This window comes from Actinomadura bangladeshensis, assembly GCF_004348335.1.
Classification (GTDB): Bacteria; Actinomycetota; Actinomycetes; order Streptosporangiales; family Streptosporangiaceae; genus Spirillospora; species Spirillospora bangladeshensis.
The window spans coordinates 44,992-60,843 of record NZ_SMJW01000001.1 but is presented as its reverse complement, the minus strand read 5'-3'; the positions used below and the strand labels follow the sequence as shown (position 1 = coordinate 60,843).

The following is a 15,852-nucleotide window of genomic DNA, read 5'->3' as shown; positions in this document are numbered from 1 at the left end:
GATGAGCACGACACGCAGAGCGGCGGTCGTCGGCGTGTACACCACCGAGCAGGGCAGGCGGCTCGGTCGCACGAAGGTGTCGCTGGAGATCGAGGCGATCAAAGGGGCGCTCGCGGACGCGGGGCTGGCCCACACCGACATCGACGGTCTGTCGCCGCTGCTCGCCGAGCCGTGGAGCAAGACCCACATGTACTGGGCCGAGCAGCTCGGCGAGCGTCCGATCACCTACATCGGCACGGGCCAGGGCGAGGGCGCCGTGGCCAAGGCGGCTGCGGCTATCAGCGCGGGCACGTGCAACGTCGCGCTGGCCTGGGTGGCCCACGCCGGCGGCGGGAACTCCCCGGGATCCAAGGCCGTCCCGACGGCCGCGCCGCGCCTGCCGGACTTCCACTGGGAGATCCAGGGCGCCTACATGACGCCGCTGTACGCCCTCTGGGCGCGCCGCTACATGCACGAGTTCGGTGCGTCGAGCGAGGACTTGGCGCAGGTCGCGGTCATCCATCGCGACCACGCGGTGCACAACCCCGACTCGGTGATGGGCCGCAAGGGCCCCATCACCGTCGAGGACGTCGTGGGCTCGCGGATGATCGCCGACCCGCTGCACCTGCTGGACTGCAGCATCGAGAACGACGGCGGTTACGCCCTCGTGCTCGCGGCCGAGGACATCGCGAAGGACTGCCGGAACACGCCGGTGTGGGTGCTCGGCGGTGCCGAGGCCACGGCGACGGACGTCTACCAGACCTTCAACGACCCCTGGTTCCCCGAGGAGGGCAGGTCCGTGCGCCGCTGCACGGACATGGCCTTCGACATCGCCGGCGTGAGCCGCTCCGAGATCGACGTGGCCAACCTCTATGACTGCTTCACCATCACGATGCTGCGCAACCTTGAAGAGATGGGGTTCTGCAAGATCGGTGAGGGGGCGGACTACGTCCGTGAGGGGCGCACGAAGCTCGGCGGCGCCATGCCGTGCAACACCGACGGCGGCCTGTTGTCCAACAGCCACAACGGCAACCCGTCCGGGATGAGCGTCATCGAGGTCGTCCGTCAGCTGCGGGGCGAGTGTGGCGAGCGGCAGGTCCCCAACGCCCGGATCGGCGTCGCACTGGGGCAGGGCGGCTCGGTCCACGGGCTCGCGTCAACAGTGGTCCTGGCGCACGACTAGCATCGGCGAGAACGAGGAGGCCCGGGCGATGACTGCCCCATATCTCAAGCCGCTGCCGCAGGTCAGCGAGGAGAACCGTCCGTTCTGGGACGGGCTGATCGAGCGGGAGTTCCGCGGCCCGCGGTGTCGGGACTGCGGCCAGTTCGGCTGGGTGCCCTACCCTGCCTGCCGCAATTGCTTCAGCACGGACATCGAGTGGGTGCCGCTCAGCGGGCGAGGCGTGATCTTCAGCTACTCGATCGTGCACCGCGGGCCCGCCGCGTTCGCCGGCGACGTCCCCTACGTGGTCGTCCTGGTCGAGCTGGCGGAGCGGCCGCAGCCGATGATCGTGCTGGGGCAGCTCGACGACTGCCCCCTCGACCAGGTGCGGGTCGGTCTGCCGGTGGAGGTCACCTTCCACGACGTACCCGGCGAGGACGTGACCCTCTACCGGTTCGCCCCGGCGGCCCCGCTCGGCTCGAACGGAGGTGAGTGACCATGGAGGACTTCTCCGAGGAGGCCCGGGAGTTCCGCCGCACGGCGCGGGAGTGGCTCGCCGCGAACGTCCCGTCCGAGGCCCGGCCGTCCGACGGCAGCGCCATGCGGGAGTTCGACATCGCCTGGCAGCGCCGCCAGTTCGAGGGCGGCTGGGCCGGCATCGACTGGCCCACCGAGTACGGCGGCCGGGGGCTCTCGAGCCTGCAGCAGGTCATCTGGTTCGAGGAGCTCGTCAACGCGGGCGCCCCGCACAAGTCGGTCCTCGCGGCGGGCCTGAACCAGATCGGCCACACGCTGATGCTGTGCGGCAGCGACGAGCAGAAGAAGCAGTACCTGCCGGGCATCCTCGACGGATCGACGATCTGGTGTCAGGGCTTCTCCGAGCCGGAGGCCGGCTCCGACCTCGCCTCGCTGCGGACCCGGGCCCGGGTCGTCGGCGACGAGCTGGTCATCGACGGCTCGAAGGTGTGGTGCAGCTTCGGCCCGTACGCCCGGATGCAGGGCCTGCTGGTCCGCACCGGCCCCCCCGAGTCGCGTCACCGCGGCCTCACGTGGGTCGTGGTGGATCTGCAGACGCCCGGGGTGGTCGTCCGTCCCATCCGGACCATCGACGGGAACGCGGAGTTCGCCGAGGTCTTCTACGACAAGGTGCACGTGCCGCTGTCGAACGTCGTCGGCGAGGTCGGCCGCGGCTGGGCCGTGGCGCTGTCCACGCTGGCGCTCGAACGGGGCCCGGCGTTCCTCGACACAAAGCTCTCGGTGCTCACCGACCTCGAGAAGCTCCGTACCGTTCTCGCGCGGTCTGGAGCGTTGCAGGACACCGCGTTGGGGACGGACTTCGCGAAGCTGCGGGCCGAGGCCCTCGCGGTGCGGGCGATGGCCTACCGGGTCGTCTCGACCTCGGGCGACGGTGCGGACCAGGGCGCTCTGTCGTTCAACGTCTACTGCAACGAGCTGCGGCAGCGGATCTCCGCCTTCGCCCTGCGGGTGCTGGGCAGCGAGGCGGTCCGGTGCGACCGCTGGACGCTGAAGTGGCTGAACGACTTCTGCGCGACCATCGGTGGCGGGACGTCCGACATCCAACGCAACGTCATCGCCGAGCGCGTGCTCGAGCTGCCGCGATGACGGACCGACCGGGAGAGGCGCGATCATGGACCTGACTCCGTCGAACGCCCAGAGGGACATCGCCGACTCCGTCGCCGAGTACCTGGCCGCCGAGTTGCCCGTCGAGCGCATCCGGCTCGCACTCGACGACGACCGGCTCATCGACGACCGTACGTGGGCGCAGTGGGCCGCCATGGGGTTCTTCTCGTTGGGCGTGCCCGAGTCGCAGGGCGGACTGGGGCTCGGCCTGATCGCGGAGTTCCTCATATTCGGCCAGTTCGGCCGGAACCTGACCCCCGGGCCCCTGCTGTCGACCGTGCTGGCCACGCACGTGGCCGTCGCGAACGGCGACGACGACCTCATCGGCCGGCTGCTGGCCGGTGAGGAACGGGTCGGGCTGCGCTGCGGTTCGCTGGCCCACGACGCCGAGCCGAGCGGGATGGTGCTGTCGGTGACGGGCGACGGGGCGATGCTGGAACGGGTCCGCAGCCTCACTCCGGTCCGGTCCGTCGATCCGACCGTGGCGCTCGCCGAGGTCGAGGTCGGCGAACAGGTGGCGCGCGTCGACGGCGACGCGCTGCAGACCCGCCAGTGGATCCTCGGGGCGTCCGTCCTGCTCGGGCTGGCGCAGGCCACCGCGCGGCAGTCCACCACCTATGCCCAGATGCGCAAGCAGTTCGGCAAGCCCATCGGCTCGTTCCAGGCCGTCAAGCACCGGTGTGCCGACATGCTGACCAGGTGTCACGTCGCCGAGTCCCAGCTGCACTTCGCGGCGCTGCGGGTCGCTTCGGGATCGGCCGACGCCCGCATCCAGGCTGCCGCGGCGGTGCAGCTCGCCATCGACGCCGCCCGTGAGAACACGGCGGTGAACATCCAGAACCACGGTGGGATCGGCTTCACCGCCGAGCACGACGCAGGCCTGTACCTCAAGCGTGCGGTCTCGGTGGAGGCCTCGCTCGGGTCGTCCGCGCAGTGGCTGGCGGTCCTGCAGCAGCCCACCCGGATGGAGTTCGCGTGAGCGCCCCGCCGTCCACCCTGATCAGCGAGGCCATGTCGGCGAAGGTCGGTGCGGAGGTGAGCCGCAGGGTCAGCTTCCCCGTGTCGGCCTCCGACGTCCGCAAGTGGGCGATGGCGGTCTACTACCCGAAGCATCCGCCGCGCCGGTACTGGGACGCCGAGTACGTCGAACGCGAGCTCGGAGGGCGCTGGGTCGCCCCGCACGAGTTCAACCCGTTCGCGTGGATGACGGCCGACCCGCCCGGTTTCCCCGAGGTGGATCGGCTCGACCCGGACCTGCTGGAGAAGACCCTCGGGATCGCGGGACCCGGGTTGAAGTTCCAGCTCAACGGCGGCCTCGACGTGGAGTACCACGGCGACATCGTGGCCGGGGACGTGATCACGGCGGTCCGCGTGCTCGAGGGCTACACCGAGCGGTCCGGCCGCCTGGGACAGATGTTGTTCACCACCAACCGCGAGACGTGGACGAACCAGCGCGGCGAGACCGTCCAGGTGCGGCGGCAGACCGGGATCCGGTACTGATGTCGGTGCAGGAAGAGGAGCGGCACACCATGAACGGTCAGGTGCCCGAGGTGGGGCAGGAACTGGGCCCGCTCACCTGGACGCCCGGGTTCGACGTCTGGAACCGGTTCGCGGCCGTCAACGACGAGTTCGTCCCGATCCACATGGACGACGAGGCGGGCCGGGCGGCCGGTTATCCCGCCGCGTTCGGGATGGGCTACCTGCAGTGGTCGTGGGTCCACAACCTGCTCCGCGAGTTCGCGGGCGACTTGGGCCGGATCGACAAGGTCCAGGGCAGCTTCCGCGCGCCGAGCCTCAAGGGCGTCGAGGTGACCGCGGGTGGCCGGGTCACCGACGTGTCCCACGATCCGTCCGGCCGGGTCGTGTGCGAGCTGGAGATCTGGACCCGGGCGGCGGACGGTTCGCCGCTGCTCCCCGGCACCGCCGTCGTCTCCTTCCCCGGCTGAGGTCGAGCGCCGACGGCAGGAGCCGCCGCCCGCGCCGAGTCGAAGCGCGGGCAACGGTTCCCGTCCTGCTCTACGCGGTGAGCACGCCGTCGATGTAGATCACCTGGCCGGTGATGCGCGCCGAGCATCACCTGGCCGGTGATGCTCGGCGCGAGATCGGATACGAGGATGCCCGCCTCCTTCACGCCCGGCCGCTCGCCGGCGGCTCAGTGACGCTGCTGCGGCCGGCGCGGTCAGGCCGGCGTGGGCACCACCGCGAGCCGCCGGGCCAGCAGGCCCCGGTGGTAGACGCTGTCGCCGAACAGGATCTCGCTGCTCTTGGCCCGTCGGAAGTACAGGTGCGCCGGGTGCTCCCAGGTGAAGCCGATGCCGCCGTGGATCTGAATGTTCTCCTCGGCGGCGGTCGAGTAGGTCTCCGAGCAGACGGCCTGGGCGAGGCTGGCGGCGATCGGAAGCGAGGCGGGATCATTGGTGGCGACCCAAGCGGCGTGCTGGGCGGCGGCCCGCGCGCCCTCGACCGCGAGGAACATGTTCGCGCACTTGTGCTTGATGGCCTGGAACCCGCCGATGGGCCGACCGAACTGCACGCGCACCCCGGCGTACTCGACGCTCATGTCCAGGACCCGCTGGGCACCGCCCACCTGCTCCGCGGCCAGCGCGGCCGCGGCCACGTCGAGCGCAGCGGACAGGGCGGCGGGTGCTCCGCCGGGCTCGCCGACCAGATGTCCGGGCGTGTCCTCGAGGGTCACGTCCGCAAAGCGACGGGTGGGGTCCAGCGTCTCGATCGGTGTCCGGCGGGCATCGTCGGCAGCGACCGCGAAGAGGGTCGGCCCGCTGTCGGTGTCGGCGACGACGAGGAGCAGGTCGGCCACAGGTCCGTCGAGGACGAACCGCTTGGTTCCGCTGACCCGGTACCCGCCGGACGTCGCGGTCGCCCGGCACGCCACGGTCGTCCCGGCCCAGTCCTGGGGGGACTCCATGTACGCCAGTGTCGCCAGGGTGGTGCCCTCGGCGATCCCGGGGAGCAGGTCCGCCTGGGCGGCCCGGTCGCCGGAGGCGATCAGGGCGGTCGACGCCACGCACGCGGAGAGGAAGGGCGCGCACAGCAAGGCCCGCCCCATCTCCTCGAACGCGATCGACAGCTCCAGGAAGGTGAAGCCCAGCCCGCCGAACTCCTCGGGAACGGCGAGGGCGGTGAGCCCGAGCTCGGAGGTGAGGGTGTTCCACACGTCCGGGTCGTGGCCCAGCTCGGTCTCCATTACCCGCCGCACCTCGGCCTCCGGAGATCTGGCCGCGAGAAACTTGCGCAGCGACGTCCTCAGATCGGCCTGCTCCTGGGTGTAGACGAACTCCATGACGACCTCACGTGTGGGGGGTGACGGTGGTGGCGCCGGTGCTACCACAGGCTTTCCAAATCTGATAATATTCAGGACGAGCTCCTGCCCGCAAGGCCCGGGTTCGAGCGATCGATCCCGCGGCACGCCGGAGTGCGCGCCGCCCTGACGAGTGGACGGCAATGGGGAATCTGGACGACCAGGTCGCAGTGATCACGGGTGCCGGCCGCGGCATCGGGCGCGAGCACGCACTGCTCTTCGCCAAGGAGGGGGCCAAGGTCGTGGTGAACGACCTCGGCGGCGCCAGTGACGGCTCCGGGGGCGACCCGACGGCCGCCGAGCAGGTGGTCGAGGAGATCCGGGCGCTCGGGGGCGAAGCCGTGGTGAACGGCGACGACGTCGCCGACTGGGCGGGCGCCGAGCGGATGATCGCCCAGGCCGTCGAGGCGTTCGGGCGTGTCGACGTCCTGGTGAACAACGCCGGCATCCTGCGCGACAAGGTCCTCGCCCAGATGACGGAGGACGACTGGGACTCGGTCCTCCGGGTGCACCTCAAGGGACATTTCGCGCCGTTGCACTTCGCCGCCGGCCACTGGCGGGCGCGCAGCAAGGCCGGGGAGCAGGTGCGGGCCTCGGTGATCAACACCAGTTCGACGTCGGGCCTGCACTCCAACCCCGGCCAGGCGAACTACGGCGCCGCGAAGTCCGGCATCGCCACCCTCACCGAGATCGCCGCCAAGGAGCTGAGCCGGTACGGGGTACGGGTGAACGCCATCGCCCCCGCCGCCCGGACCCGGCTGATCGCCCAGACCCCCAAGGTCGACGCGCTGATGCCGGCGGCCGCGGAGGGCGAGTTCGACCCGTGGGATCCCGCGAACATCTCGCCGCTGGTCGTGGCGCTCGCTGCTCCGGAGTCGACCGTCACCGGCCGGGTGTTCTGGGTCGCCGGTGGGACGGTCAAGCTGTACAAGTCGTGGTCGGTCGAGTCGCGGGTCGAGTCGGACTCGCGGTGGGAGCCCTCCGCCCTGGCGAAGGAGATCGAGCGCCTGGCCGGCACCTCCGCCGGACAGCCGGGCTGACGGGGCGGCACATGGGAGTCAACCGCGACGCCGCCGGATTCACGTCGTCGACCGCCACGCGCACCTGGAGCAGTACCGACTCCGTCGTCTACGCGCTGGGCATCGGCTGCGGCGTCGATGAGCTGGCCTTCTCCACCGACGATATGCGGGGGGTCGAGCCCAGGGCCGTGCCGACGATGGGCGTCGTCCTCGCCGTGCCGGGCCCCGAGATCGCCGCGGCGATGGGGGACTACGACCGGCGCAAGCTCGTCCACGGCTCGCAGACCACCATCGTCCACTCGGCGATCCCGGCGGCGGGCACGATCGAGTACAGCTCCACGATCCTCGGGGTCTACGACAAGGGGTCCGGGGCGGCCGTCGAGACCGAGATCAGGGCGACCGACCCGGCCACGGGTGCGCCCGTCTTCACGAACCGGTCGGTGGCCTTCATCCGCGGCGACGGCGGCTGGGGAGGCGACCGGGGGCCGTCCCAGCCGCCGGCCACGCCGCCCGAGCGCAAGCCGGACCACGTCGTGACGCGGCACGTGGCCGACAACCAGGCGCTGATCTACCGCTTGTCGGGTGACCGCAACCCTCTGCACTCCAACCCGGAGTTCGCCCGGGCCGCCGGGTTCGAACGGCCGATCCTGCACGGCCTGTGCACCTACGGAATGGTCGGCCGGGCACTGCTGCAGCAGGTGTGCGGGGGAGACGCCGACGCCTTCGGCGAGCTGACCGCCCGCTTCGTCGCCCCGGTCTTCCCGGGCGACGACCTGGTGATCTCGATCTGGGCGACCGAGCCCGGGGTGGCGGTGTTCGAGGGCCGCCGCGACGAGGAGCAGCTGGTCATCGCGGGGAGGTTCCTGACGGCCGGACCGCGGTGAGGGGCCGGGAGCGGGCACGCGGGTGCTCCCTCCCGGGCGCCTGCCGGTCCTCGCCCGACCGCAGGTGCTCCTCCAGGAGCCCCCGATCGTCCGGAAATATGATAAGATTCACGATGCCATGTTCCGGCTGCTGAGCGGGGACGAGCGTTCAGCAGCGGCGGGGCGCGCGGCCAGGGTCGCTCGCACGCCGGCGCCCGGTACGTGACGGGGGAGACCATCGCCGTCACCCGGGGCAGAGCGCCCGCAAGGCCGGGGGATGCGGCGGGCCGGTCCCGCGGCACGGAGGTGATGATGAGGTTCTGGACATCAATGGTCTACGCGCCGGTCGAGCACTACCTCCCCGTCGCGGAGGCCCTCGATGAGCTGGGCTACGAGGGGCTGCTCCTGGCGGACCACCTCTTCTCCGTCCGGGAGACCGCCTCGCGCTACCCGTACTCCGAGGACGGCACCCCGCCATGGCCCGGTGCCGTCCCGTTCCCCGACATCTGGGTGACCGCCGCCGCCCTCGCCGCGCGCACCCGCAGGCTGCGTTTCGGGTCCTCGGTGTGCGTCGCGCCGGCCCGGGATGTGTTCTCCCTGGCCAAGCAGGTCGGCACGCTGGCCGCGCTGGCGCCCGACCGGGTCGCGCTGGGGGTGGGGGTCGGCTGGATGCGCGAGGAGTACGACCTGACCGGCCAGGCGTTCGGCAACCGAGGCCGGCGCCTCGACGAGATGATCGACGTGATGCGGGCGCTCTGGTCCGGCGACTGGACCGAGTACCACGGGCACCACTACGACTTCGCCGGCGTCCGGATGCTGCCCGCGCCGGCCTCGCCCGTGCCGCTGTGGTGCGGGGGGTACTCCGAACCGGCGCTGCGCCGCGCGGCCGCCCTGTGCGACGGCTGGATCGGGGTGTTCCCCGACGCCGACCGGGGGCGGCGCATCGCCGCCGCGCTGCGGGAGCGGCTCGAGGAGCACGGCCGCGACCCCGAAGGGTTCCGGATCGTGGCGAGCGTGCCCGCGCTCGGGTCGGTCGAGGACGTCGAGGAGTGGACGGAGCTCGGCGTCACCGACATCATCGTGCAGCCGTGGGCGGTCTCGGCACGGGGGGACTCGACCGAACGCCACGTCGGGGGCGGGGAGGCGCTCGACCTGTCGACGATGGTGTCCGCCGTCGAGTCGTTCGCGGCCCGGCTGGCCCCCGCTTTCCGGGACGCGTGACGAGCGCCGCACCGCCCGGTCCTGTCCGCGACGAAGAGAAGGCGAATGAGCACGTGGTGAAACAATCGGAGATGACGCCACCGCCGGTCGGGCTCCCCCCGGGGGCCGCCGAGCTGCGAGCCGAGGTCCGGACCTTCCTGGCCGAGGAGCAGGCCCACGGCCACTGGCGGCCCCGGGTCGACTCCTGGCTCTCGGGCTGGGACGAGCGCTTCAGCAAGGAGCTCGGCCGCCGCGGCTGGCTCGGGATGACGATCCCGACCGAGTACGGCGGCCACGGCCGGGGGGCCCTCGACCGGTACGTCGTGACCGAGGAGCTGCTGGCCGCCGGCGCGCCCGTCGCCGCCCACTGGATCGCGGACCGGCAGATCGCGCCGTCGCTGCTGCGGTTCGGCACGGAGGAGCAGCGGGAGCGCTATCTCCCCGGCATCGCGTCCGGCGAGATCTACTTCGGGATCGGGATGTCCGAGCCGGACTCCGGCTCCGACCTGGCCTCCGTCCGGTCGCGGGCGGTCCGGGTCGACGGCGGCTGGGAGCTGACGGGGACGAAGGTCTGGACCTCCGGCGCGCACCACGCGCACGCCTTCTTCGCCCTCGTCCGCACGGCTCCGGCCGAGGAGGGCAACCGGCACTCCGGGCTGTCGCAGCTGATAGTCGACCTGCATTCGCCCGGGGTCGCCGTACGCCCGATCCCGCTGCTCACCGGGGCGCACCATTTCAACGAGGTGGTGTTCGACGGCGTGTTCGTGCCGGACTCCATGGTGCTGGGCGAGCTGGGTCAGGGTTGGCACCAGGTCACCTCGGAGCTCGCCTTCGAGCGTTCCGGTCCGGAGCGTTACCTGTCGACCTTCCCCCTGTTCGCGGCGGTCGCCGGGGCACTCGCCGAGAGCGAACCGGACCGGGGCCGTCGTCGTGATCTCGGCCGGCTGGTGGCGCACTACTGGACCCTGCGCCGGATGTCGGTGGCCGTCGCGGGGGCGCTCGACGCCGGCGCCGCGCCGGAGACCGCGGCGGCCGTGGTGAAGGACCTCGGCACCCGCTTCGAGTCCGAGGTGATCGACGTCGCGCGGTCCCTCGTCCCGGTGCTCCCGGATCCCGCTGCGGAGGGCGGGCTGCCCCGGATGATGGCCGACGCCGTGCGGCACAGCCCGGGCTTCACCCTGCGCGGCGGCACGAACGAGATCCTGCGCGGGATCGTGGCACGAGGGCTGGGACTGCGATGAACGAGCTGCTCGAGATGGTGGAAACCGTGTTCGGCGACGCCTGGGACGCCGCCGGCGAGGGGCTGGACGCGGACCTGTGGCGGACCTGCGAGGAGACGGGGCTCGCACGGCTCACGCTGCCCGAGTCCGCGGGCGGGTCGGAGGGGTCCTTCGCCGACGCCGCCGCAGTGCTGCGCTCGGCAGGCCGCTTCGCCGCCCGGGTGCCGCTGGTCGAGACGGACCTGATGGCGGGCTGGCTGGCGCACGCGGCCGGGCTGAAGCTCCCCGGCGGACCGCTGTCGGCCGTCGGTCCGGCCGACGTGTCGCTGGTCGGCGGACGGGCGACCGGCGTGCTGAGCCGGGTTCCGTGGGGGCGGGCGGTGTCGGCGGTCGTGGCCCCGGTCGGCGACCAGGTGGTCCTGGTCACCACCGGTGCGGCCGGGATCCGCGTGGTGGAGGGGGTGAACCTCGCCGAGGAACCCCGGGACGATCTCGAGCTACGGGACGTGCCGGTCCTGGCCGCGCCGCTGCCCGCCGGCGCGCTGGAGGAGTTCCGCCTGCGCGCAGCGCTGGGCCGGTCCCTCCTCCTCGCCGGGGCGGGGTGGTGTGCGCTGGAGATGGCTGCCCGTTACGCCACCGAGCGGGTGCAGTTCGGCCGGCCCATCGCGAAGCTGCAGGCCGTCCAGCAGATGCTGGCGTTGGCCGCGGCCGAGGTCGCCGCGGCCGAGGCGAGCGCGTCGGCCGCCGCGCTGGCAGCCGACCGGGACGGCATCGGAGGGGCCTCGACGGCGATCGCCGCGGCCAAGGCCCGGACCGGTGAGGCCGCGGGGGAGATCGCCCGGATCGCGCACCAGGTCCACGGTGCGCTCGGGTTCACCCGGGAGCACGACCTCCGGCTGGCCACGACCCGGCTGTGGGCCTGGCGGGACGAGGACGGCGCGGAGTCGGTCTGGCACGAGCAGCTCGGTGACCTGGCGCTGGCCGCGGGCCCGGCGGGGATCTGGCCCCTGCTGGTCGGCGGCGAATGACCACCGCGTCCGGCCGGCCGTCAGCCGACGGCCGGCCGGACGCGGTGGTCGCGGCCGAGCTCGTGCCGCCACACCCCGATGAACCCGCCGTCGAGGCGGAGGTCGATCCCGTTGAGGAAGGACGCGTCCGCGGAGCAGAGGAAGTCGACCGCCGCGGCGATGTCGTCCGTGCGGCCCGGGAGGTCGGAACGGCGGCCCGCCGCGTCGCCGCGCAGGGGGGTTACCTCGAGCTGGGTCTTCTTCTGCTCGTTCTCCGCGAGCTCGAGGCGCCCCATCGGCGTGTCGATCAGCCCGGGGGACAGGGACACGATCCGCGCACCGCGCCGTCCCCACGATCCGGCCAGACGCTCGCAGAGCGTGACGACGGCCGACTTGGCCCAGATGTAGGCCGTGCCGGTGCTCGGCTCGGTGCCGGCTGCGGCGGCGATGCGCTCGACGACGGTCTCGTCGAGCGGCCCGGCGAGCTCGGCGGCGACCGGGCCGGGCACGGGCCGGCCCATGTGCGCTGCGATCGAGGCGAAACAGACGGCTACGGATCCGGGGCCGGTATGGGGGAACACGGTGTCCAGCAACCGGATCGTGCCCAGCAGGTCGACGGTCAGCAGCGTTTTCCAGTCCGCCATGGACGGAGACACGGCCGCGGTGTGGACCAGGGCCCGCAACCCTCCGTGCTCCCCGACGAACTCGCCGATCCGGGTGATCGCCGCGGGCTCGGCGAGGTCGCCGCCCACGACGTCGCACCGGGCGCCGAGCTCGCGCACCTGCTGCGCGGCAGTAGCCAGCCGCCCCTCGTCACGGTCGGTCAGCAGGAGGTGGGGGTACCGGGTCGCGAGGCGTCTGCAGCTGGCCTCACCCATGCCGCCCAGCGCGCCGGTGACGAGCACGGTCCCGGTACTCAACGGTCGCCCTCCCAGACGACGGGGAACGCCGGGTGGTCGAACGGAGCGCCCGGGTGGAGCCCGAGATCGTCGGTTGCCGGGTACGTCGCCCCGGTGTAGACCGAGTCGGCGGGGACGTACATGACGATGAACGACCAGCGTGGCCGGTCGGTCAGGTTGGCTCCCGCACCGTGCACGGTGAGCGGATGGTGGAAGGTGGCGTCCCCGGGCTGCAGGGCCAGTGGCGGCGAGACCGGGAACCGCTCGGACAGCCACGGGTACTGCTCGCGGAGGTCGAGGCCCCCGGTCCGGGCGCCGCTGCTGTAGGTCCGGCCCAGCGGGCCGGCCCGCTGGGAGCCGGAGAGGAAGCTCATCGAGCCCTGCTCGGGCACCACGTCATCGAGAGCGATCCAGACCGTCGCGCCGCCCACCCGGTCGATCGGGTGGTTGGGGAAGTCCTGGTGCCACCCGGTCGCCGAGCTGCCGTTCTTCGCGACCGACGGGCGCTTGCAGGTGATCATGTCGTTCCAGTAGCGGATGCCCCCGCCGTGCCCCTCCAGCCGCGAGACGGCGTGGCCGCTCCGCGGGGCGTAGGCGAGGGAGCGGAAGGGTTCAGCGGCGTCGTCGCGGGCCACGAAGCGCCACTCGCGCCACATCGCGAGGTCGCGGTGGGACGTGGTGACATCCCCGGCGGCGTATCGTCGGGCGACCTCGAGCATCCCCCCGGCCGTGTCCGGGTCGACAAAGCCGGGCACCTTGACCCACCCGTTCTCGCGGTAGGCGGCAGCGTGTTCCTCGGTGATCGGCCGGATGCCGGTTGCCGGGCTGTGCATGGTGCGGAACCTCCGTAGACGAGACGGGGGGCTGATCGTCCGAGCGGCCCGGATCTGAATATGATAAGAAACTCTAGTCGCGAATCCCGTGCCGTCAAGCACGTTTCCGGGCAGGGCGCCGCGAGAGAACGGAGCAACAACGTGGTTCTTCGGCATCATGTCAATCGCGTCCTGGAGATCACGGTCAACGTGTCCGATCTGGACAAGTCGACCGACTTCTACGAGTCGCTGACCCCGCTACGGGTGTACGCGCGCACCGACGCTCCGGCGCAGCCCTTCCGGGCGTTCGGTGTGGAGGAGGGCGGCTTCAAAGGCGCTCTGCTCGCGGATGCCTCGTCGACGCAGCCCGGGGTGAGCGTGCACCTCGTCCAGTGGACGTCGCCGGCGCCCTCGGGACAGGCCTATCCGTCGTTCTTCCACCAGGGCCTGTACCGGATGTGCGTGCTGACCAACGACGTCGATGGGCGGTACGAGCAGGCCGTCGAGGCCGGACACAGGTCCTTCCTGCCGCCCCGAGGTCACGGGATCTGCGTGCCCGGGGGCACCGAGGGCCGCAGCTTCGTCTGCCCGGATCCCGACGGGGCCGCGGTGCAGACGACGGCGCGGCCGTCGCCGCGCCGAACCGACCTCCCGGACCAGCTCTACCACGTCAACATCGTCAGCCGGGATGTCGACGGGTCGCGCCGGTTCCTGCAGGAGGTCGTCGGGCTCGACTACGTCAAGCGGCTGACGTCGGAGAGGACGGTCTCCCCGATCGGGTTCGGGCTCGGTGCCGACAGCGGCCGGTTCGACGCCGCCTTCCTCTGGCACCGCGGCGACCGGCGGTTCTCCATCGACATCGTCAACTGGTTCGAGCCGGGGGTGGTGGGGGAGCCGTACACGTCGCCCTTCAACGTCGGGATCCAGCGGCTCGCCTTCGAGGTCGACGACATCGAGGCGGCGGTGGCAGCCCTGCGCGAGCAGGTGCCCGACGACCTGCGGGCACAGGTCCACGACCCCGAGACGTGGGACCTCGGCGACGGGCGGACCCGGACCTGCGCGCAGTTCCGCGGCCCCGACGGCATCGCCTACGAACTGATCGAGCAGGCCCCGCACACCGGGGCCCGCGACACCCCGTGGCCGGACGAGGCGTTCTCCGAGGCCCGTGCCGTCCGGCAGGGCGGGGAAGCGCGGTCGTGAACGCGGCCGACCCGCCGGCGCCCGCGTCCTGACGGGACCTGCGCCGCCCGGCCCCGCCTCAGCCCCGGGGCGGGGCCGTTCCCCGGACGGTGCCCGTGTACCTGAACCGGCGCTCGAGGATGCGCCACTCGCCCTCCCGCCGTTGGTAGCGGTCGGTGTAGGTACCGATCACGACGCGGGGACCCCGGGCGGGCTCGGCGGCGACGAACTGGAACCCCCCGCCGTACAGCCGGCCGGTGGCCTCGTGCGGATCGTCACCGAAGCGGATCACGTGGTTGAGGACGAAGTGCGTGGTGGGACGCACGCTGTCGCGGAAGGCCACGAAGCGGTCCGCGAACTCCCATGCCGGGCCACTGAACATCGGCTCGTGGTCGTCGTGGGCGTCGGGCCAGAACACCGACTTCATCAATTCCGGGTCCTCGTCGTCGAGGGCGAAGCAGTAGGTGACGGCGAGGTCCCTGATCCGCTCGCGGTCGGCGAGCCGGGCGGACGCTCCGGTCGGGTCGGTCATCGTCGAAGGCCTCCGGTCGGCGGCGGGCGGTCAGGTGTAGCTGTTGTTGATCCCCGACTCGATGTCGTCCTGGGTGAGGCTCCACCGGGTCAGGCCGAGCCCACCGTCGACCCGCAGGCGCTGGCCCGTGACGTAGCCTCCGCCCCGGCTCAGGAAGAACACGATGGGCGCGACGATCTCGTGGAGTTCGCCGAAGCGGCCCAGCGCGATCGCCTCCTGCATGCGCGCGGCCACCACGGGGTCGCTCCAGGCCTCCCGGGACTTCTCGACCGGGAAGGCGCCGGGACCGACGGCGTTGATCCGGATGCCGTGGGGTCCCCACTCGCGGGCGAGCGACTGGGTGAGCGACTCGATCCCGGCCTTCCCCGCGGAGGAGTGGGAGACACCCGGCGTCCCGCGGGAGGCGGAGTTACTGGTGATCATGACTGCGGAGCCGTGCTGACCGCCGTCGAGCAGCGGCCGGGCCCAGCGGTGCACGACGTTGAACCCGCCGAACAGGGTGGAGCCCACGACCTGCTGGAACATGTGCGCCGTCATGCTCCGCGCCGGCGACTTCACCATCTGGGCCGCCGCGTTGACCAGTCCGGTCGCCACCCCGTCCTGCTCGACCCGCGCGAAGGCGGCGTCGACCTCGCCGGGCCGGGTCACGTCGCACGGCACCGCCGTGACCTTCCCGGGCGCGGTCGACGCCAGCGCCGCGGTCTCGTCGAGGGCCTCGGCCCGTCGGCCGAGGGCGTACACCGAGACCCCGGCCTCGGCGAGGACACGGGCGACCGCCCTCCCGATCCCGGATCCGGCGCCGGTCACGACGACGCGCTCGTGGGGGATGGAGAAGAGCTCGGCCGGTGTCATGGACGGTTCCGTTCTCGTCGGGGTGCCACCGCCACGAACCGTCGACGGCGATCGCGGTCGGACGAGTCCGGACAGGACGGTGTGCGCAGGGGGAAGGATCGTCTAAACAGTATAAGATATCGGACGCTCGATGCGTCAACGGAGCGACGCCCGTCGGACGACGGGGGA

At 72.0% G+C, this 15,852-nt stretch carries 17 protein-coding genes; 12 read left to right on the top strand and 5 right to left on the bottom strand.

What is annotated here, in order from left to right; translation table 11 throughout:
- Position 1: 1 nt before the first annotated feature.
- The 6 genes from E1284_RS00310 to E1284_RS00285 are packed head-to-tail and all read left to right on the top strand — an operon-like array spanning position 2 to position 4,728.
- Entirely contained in the window at positions 2-1,162 is a 1,161-nt protein-coding gene (locus tag E1284_RS00310) for a thiolase family protein (protein ID WP_131935849.1), read from the top strand.
- A gap of 28 nt (positions 1,163-1,190) precedes the next feature.
- The gene (locus tag E1284_RS00305) at positions 1,191-1,637 is read left to right on the top strand and encodes a Zn-ribbon domain-containing OB-fold protein (RefSeq protein ID WP_131935848.1); all 447 of its coding nucleotides are present in this window, start codon (positions 1,191-1,193) and stop codon (positions 1,635-1,637) included.
- Between the two features lie 2 nt (positions 1,638-1,639).
- Positions 1,640-2,764, top strand: coding sequence for an acyl-CoA dehydrogenase family protein (locus E1284_RS00300; protein WP_131935847.1), 1,125 nt, complete (start codon positions 1,640-1,642; stop codon positions 2,762-2,764).
- 25 nt (positions 2,765-2,789) lie between these two features.
- Positions 2,790-3,761, top strand: a complete 972-nt coding sequence (locus E1284_RS00295) for an acyl-CoA dehydrogenase family protein (RefSeq protein WP_131935846.1) — start codon at positions 2,790-2,792, stop codon at positions 3,759-3,761.
- Positions 3,758-4,282, top strand: coding sequence for an FAS1-like dehydratase domain-containing protein (locus E1284_RS00290; protein ID WP_207923456.1), 525 nt, complete (start codon positions 3,758-3,760; stop codon positions 4,280-4,282). The genes E1284_RS00295 and E1284_RS00290 overlap by 4 nt, the downstream gene beginning before the upstream one ends.
- A 29-nt stretch (positions 4,283-4,311) precedes the next feature.
- On the top strand, positions 4,312-4,728 hold the full coding sequence (locus E1284_RS00285) for a hotdog family protein (RefSeq protein WP_131935845.1): 417 nt from the start codon (positions 4,312-4,314) through the stop codon (positions 4,726-4,728).
- 233 nt (positions 4,729-4,961) lie between these two features.
- Here the strand turns inward: E1284_RS00285 and E1284_RS00280 are convergent, their stop codons facing one another.
- On the bottom strand, positions 4,962-6,083 hold the full coding sequence (locus tag E1284_RS00280; protein WP_131935844.1) for an acyl-CoA dehydrogenase family protein: 1,122 nt from the start codon (positions 6,081-6,083) through the stop codon (positions 4,962-4,964).
- Positions 6,084-6,244: 161 nt separating this feature from the next.
- Here E1284_RS00280 and E1284_RS00275 point away from each other — a divergent pair, with 161 nt between their 5' ends.
- The 5 genes from E1284_RS00275 (at position 6,245) to E1284_RS00255 (ending at position 11,431) form a co-directional block, all read left to right on the top strand.
- Positions 6,245-7,141: an SDR family oxidoreductase gene (locus tag E1284_RS00275; RefSeq protein ID WP_131935843.1), complete on the top strand. Its 897-nt coding sequence runs from the start codon at positions 6,245-6,247 to the stop codon at positions 7,139-7,141.
- An 11-nt stretch (positions 7,142-7,152) separates the two neighbouring features.
- The gene (locus E1284_RS00270) at positions 7,153-8,004 is read left to right on the top strand and encodes a MaoC family dehydratase (RefSeq protein WP_131935842.1); all 852 of its coding nucleotides are present in this window, start codon (positions 7,153-7,155) and stop codon (positions 8,002-8,004) included.
- A gap of 288 nt (positions 8,005-8,292) precedes the next feature.
- The gene (locus tag E1284_RS00265; RefSeq protein WP_131935841.1) at positions 8,293-9,204 is read left to right on the top strand and encodes a TIGR03619 family F420-dependent LLM class oxidoreductase; all 912 of its coding nucleotides are present in this window, start codon (positions 8,293-8,295) and stop codon (positions 9,202-9,204) included.
- Between the two features lie 56 nt (positions 9,205-9,260).
- Positions 9,261-10,424 (top strand): acyl-CoA dehydrogenase family protein, encoded by a 1,164-nt coding sequence (locus E1284_RS00260; protein ID WP_243714165.1) that lies wholly within the window; start codon positions 9,261-9,263, stop codon positions 10,422-10,424.
- Positions 10,421-11,431, top strand: coding sequence for an acyl-CoA dehydrogenase family protein (locus E1284_RS00255; RefSeq protein ID WP_131935840.1), 1,011 nt, complete (start codon positions 10,421-10,423; stop codon positions 11,429-11,431). The genes E1284_RS00260 and E1284_RS00255 overlap by 4 nt, the downstream gene beginning before the upstream one ends.
- Positions 11,432-11,451: 20 nt before the next feature.
- On the opposite strand, the gene E1284_RS00250 is transcribed toward E1284_RS00255, so the two are convergent.
- Positions 11,452-12,330, bottom strand: coding sequence for an SDR family oxidoreductase (locus tag E1284_RS00250; protein WP_131935839.1), 879 nt, complete (start codon positions 12,328-12,330; stop codon positions 11,452-11,454).
- Positions 12,327-13,142 (bottom strand): phytanoyl-CoA dioxygenase family protein, encoded by an 816-nt coding sequence (locus E1284_RS00245; protein ID WP_165965061.1) that lies wholly within the window; start codon positions 13,140-13,142, stop codon positions 12,327-12,329. The genes E1284_RS00250 and E1284_RS00245 overlap by 4 nt, the downstream gene beginning before the upstream one ends.
- Before the next feature lie 141 nt (positions 13,143-13,283).
- Here E1284_RS00245 and E1284_RS00240 point away from each other — a divergent pair, with 141 nt between their 5' ends.
- Positions 13,284-14,321, top strand: a complete 1,038-nt coding sequence (locus tag E1284_RS00240) for a VOC family protein (protein ID WP_131935837.1) — start codon at positions 13,284-13,286, stop codon at positions 14,319-14,321.
- 58 nt (positions 14,322-14,379) lie between these two features.
- On the opposite strand, the gene E1284_RS00235 is transcribed toward E1284_RS00240, so the two are convergent.
- Together E1284_RS00235 and E1284_RS00230 are read right to left on the bottom strand one after the other, a co-directional pair.
- Positions 14,380-14,832, bottom strand: a complete 453-nt coding sequence (locus tag E1284_RS00235) for a nuclear transport factor 2 family protein (protein ID WP_131935836.1) — start codon at positions 14,830-14,832, stop codon at positions 14,380-14,382.
- A gap of 30 nt (positions 14,833-14,862) precedes the next feature.
- Positions 14,863-15,684 carry an SDR family NAD(P)-dependent oxidoreductase gene (locus E1284_RS00230; protein WP_131935835.1) on the bottom strand — a complete coding sequence of 274 codons (822 nt, stop codon included), beginning with the start codon at positions 15,682-15,684 and terminating at the stop codon, positions 14,863-14,865.
- Positions 15,685-15,852: the final 168 nt, after the last annotated feature.

Bases quoted from the DNA above. Each gene is read 5' to 3' on its own strand.
- E1284_RS00310 (WP_131935849.1), top strand. From the start codon at position 2: ATGAGCACGACACGCAGAGCGGCGGTCGTCGGCGTGTACACCACCGAG.
- E1284_RS00305 (WP_131935848.1), top strand. From the start codon at position 1,191: ATGACTGCCCCATATCTCAAGCCGCTGCCGCAGGTCAGCGAGGAGAAC.
- E1284_RS00300 (WP_131935847.1), top strand. From the start codon at position 1,640: ATGGAGGACTTCTCCGAGGAGGCCCGGGAGTTCCGCCGCACGGCGCGG.
- E1284_RS00295 (WP_131935846.1), top strand. From the start codon at position 2,790: ATGGACCTGACTCCGTCGAACGCCCAGAGGGACATCGCCGACTCCGTC.
- E1284_RS00285 (WP_131935845.1), top strand. From the start codon at position 4,312: ATGAACGGTCAGGTGCCCGAGGTGGGGCAGGAACTGGGCCCGCTCACC.
- E1284_RS00280 (WP_131935844.1), bottom strand. From the start codon at position 6,083: ATGGAGTTCGTCTACACCCAGGAGCAGGCCGATCTGAGGACGTCGCTG.
- E1284_RS00275 (WP_131935843.1), top strand. From the start codon at position 6,245: ATGGGGAATCTGGACGACCAGGTCGCAGTGATCACGGGTGCCGGCCGC.
- E1284_RS00270 (WP_131935842.1), top strand. From the start codon at position 7,153: ATGGGAGTCAACCGCGACGCCGCCGGATTCACGTCGTCGACCGCCACG.
- E1284_RS00265 (WP_131935841.1), top strand. From the start codon at position 8,293: ATGATGAGGTTCTGGACATCAATGGTCTACGCGCCGGTCGAGCACTAC.
- E1284_RS00255 (WP_131935840.1), top strand. From the start codon at position 10,421: ATGAACGAGCTGCTCGAGATGGTGGAAACCGTGTTCGGCGACGCCTGG.
- E1284_RS00245 (WP_165965061.1), bottom strand. From the start codon at position 13,142: ATGCACAGCCCGGCAACCGGCATCCGGCCGATCACCGAGGAACACGCT.
- E1284_RS00235 (WP_131935836.1), bottom strand. From the start codon at position 14,832: ATGACCGACCCGACCGGAGCGTCCGCCCGGCTCGCCGACCGCGAGCGG.
- E1284_RS00230 (WP_131935835.1), bottom strand. From the start codon at position 15,684: ATGACACCGGCCGAGCTCTTCTCCATCCCCCACGAGCGCGTCGTCGTG.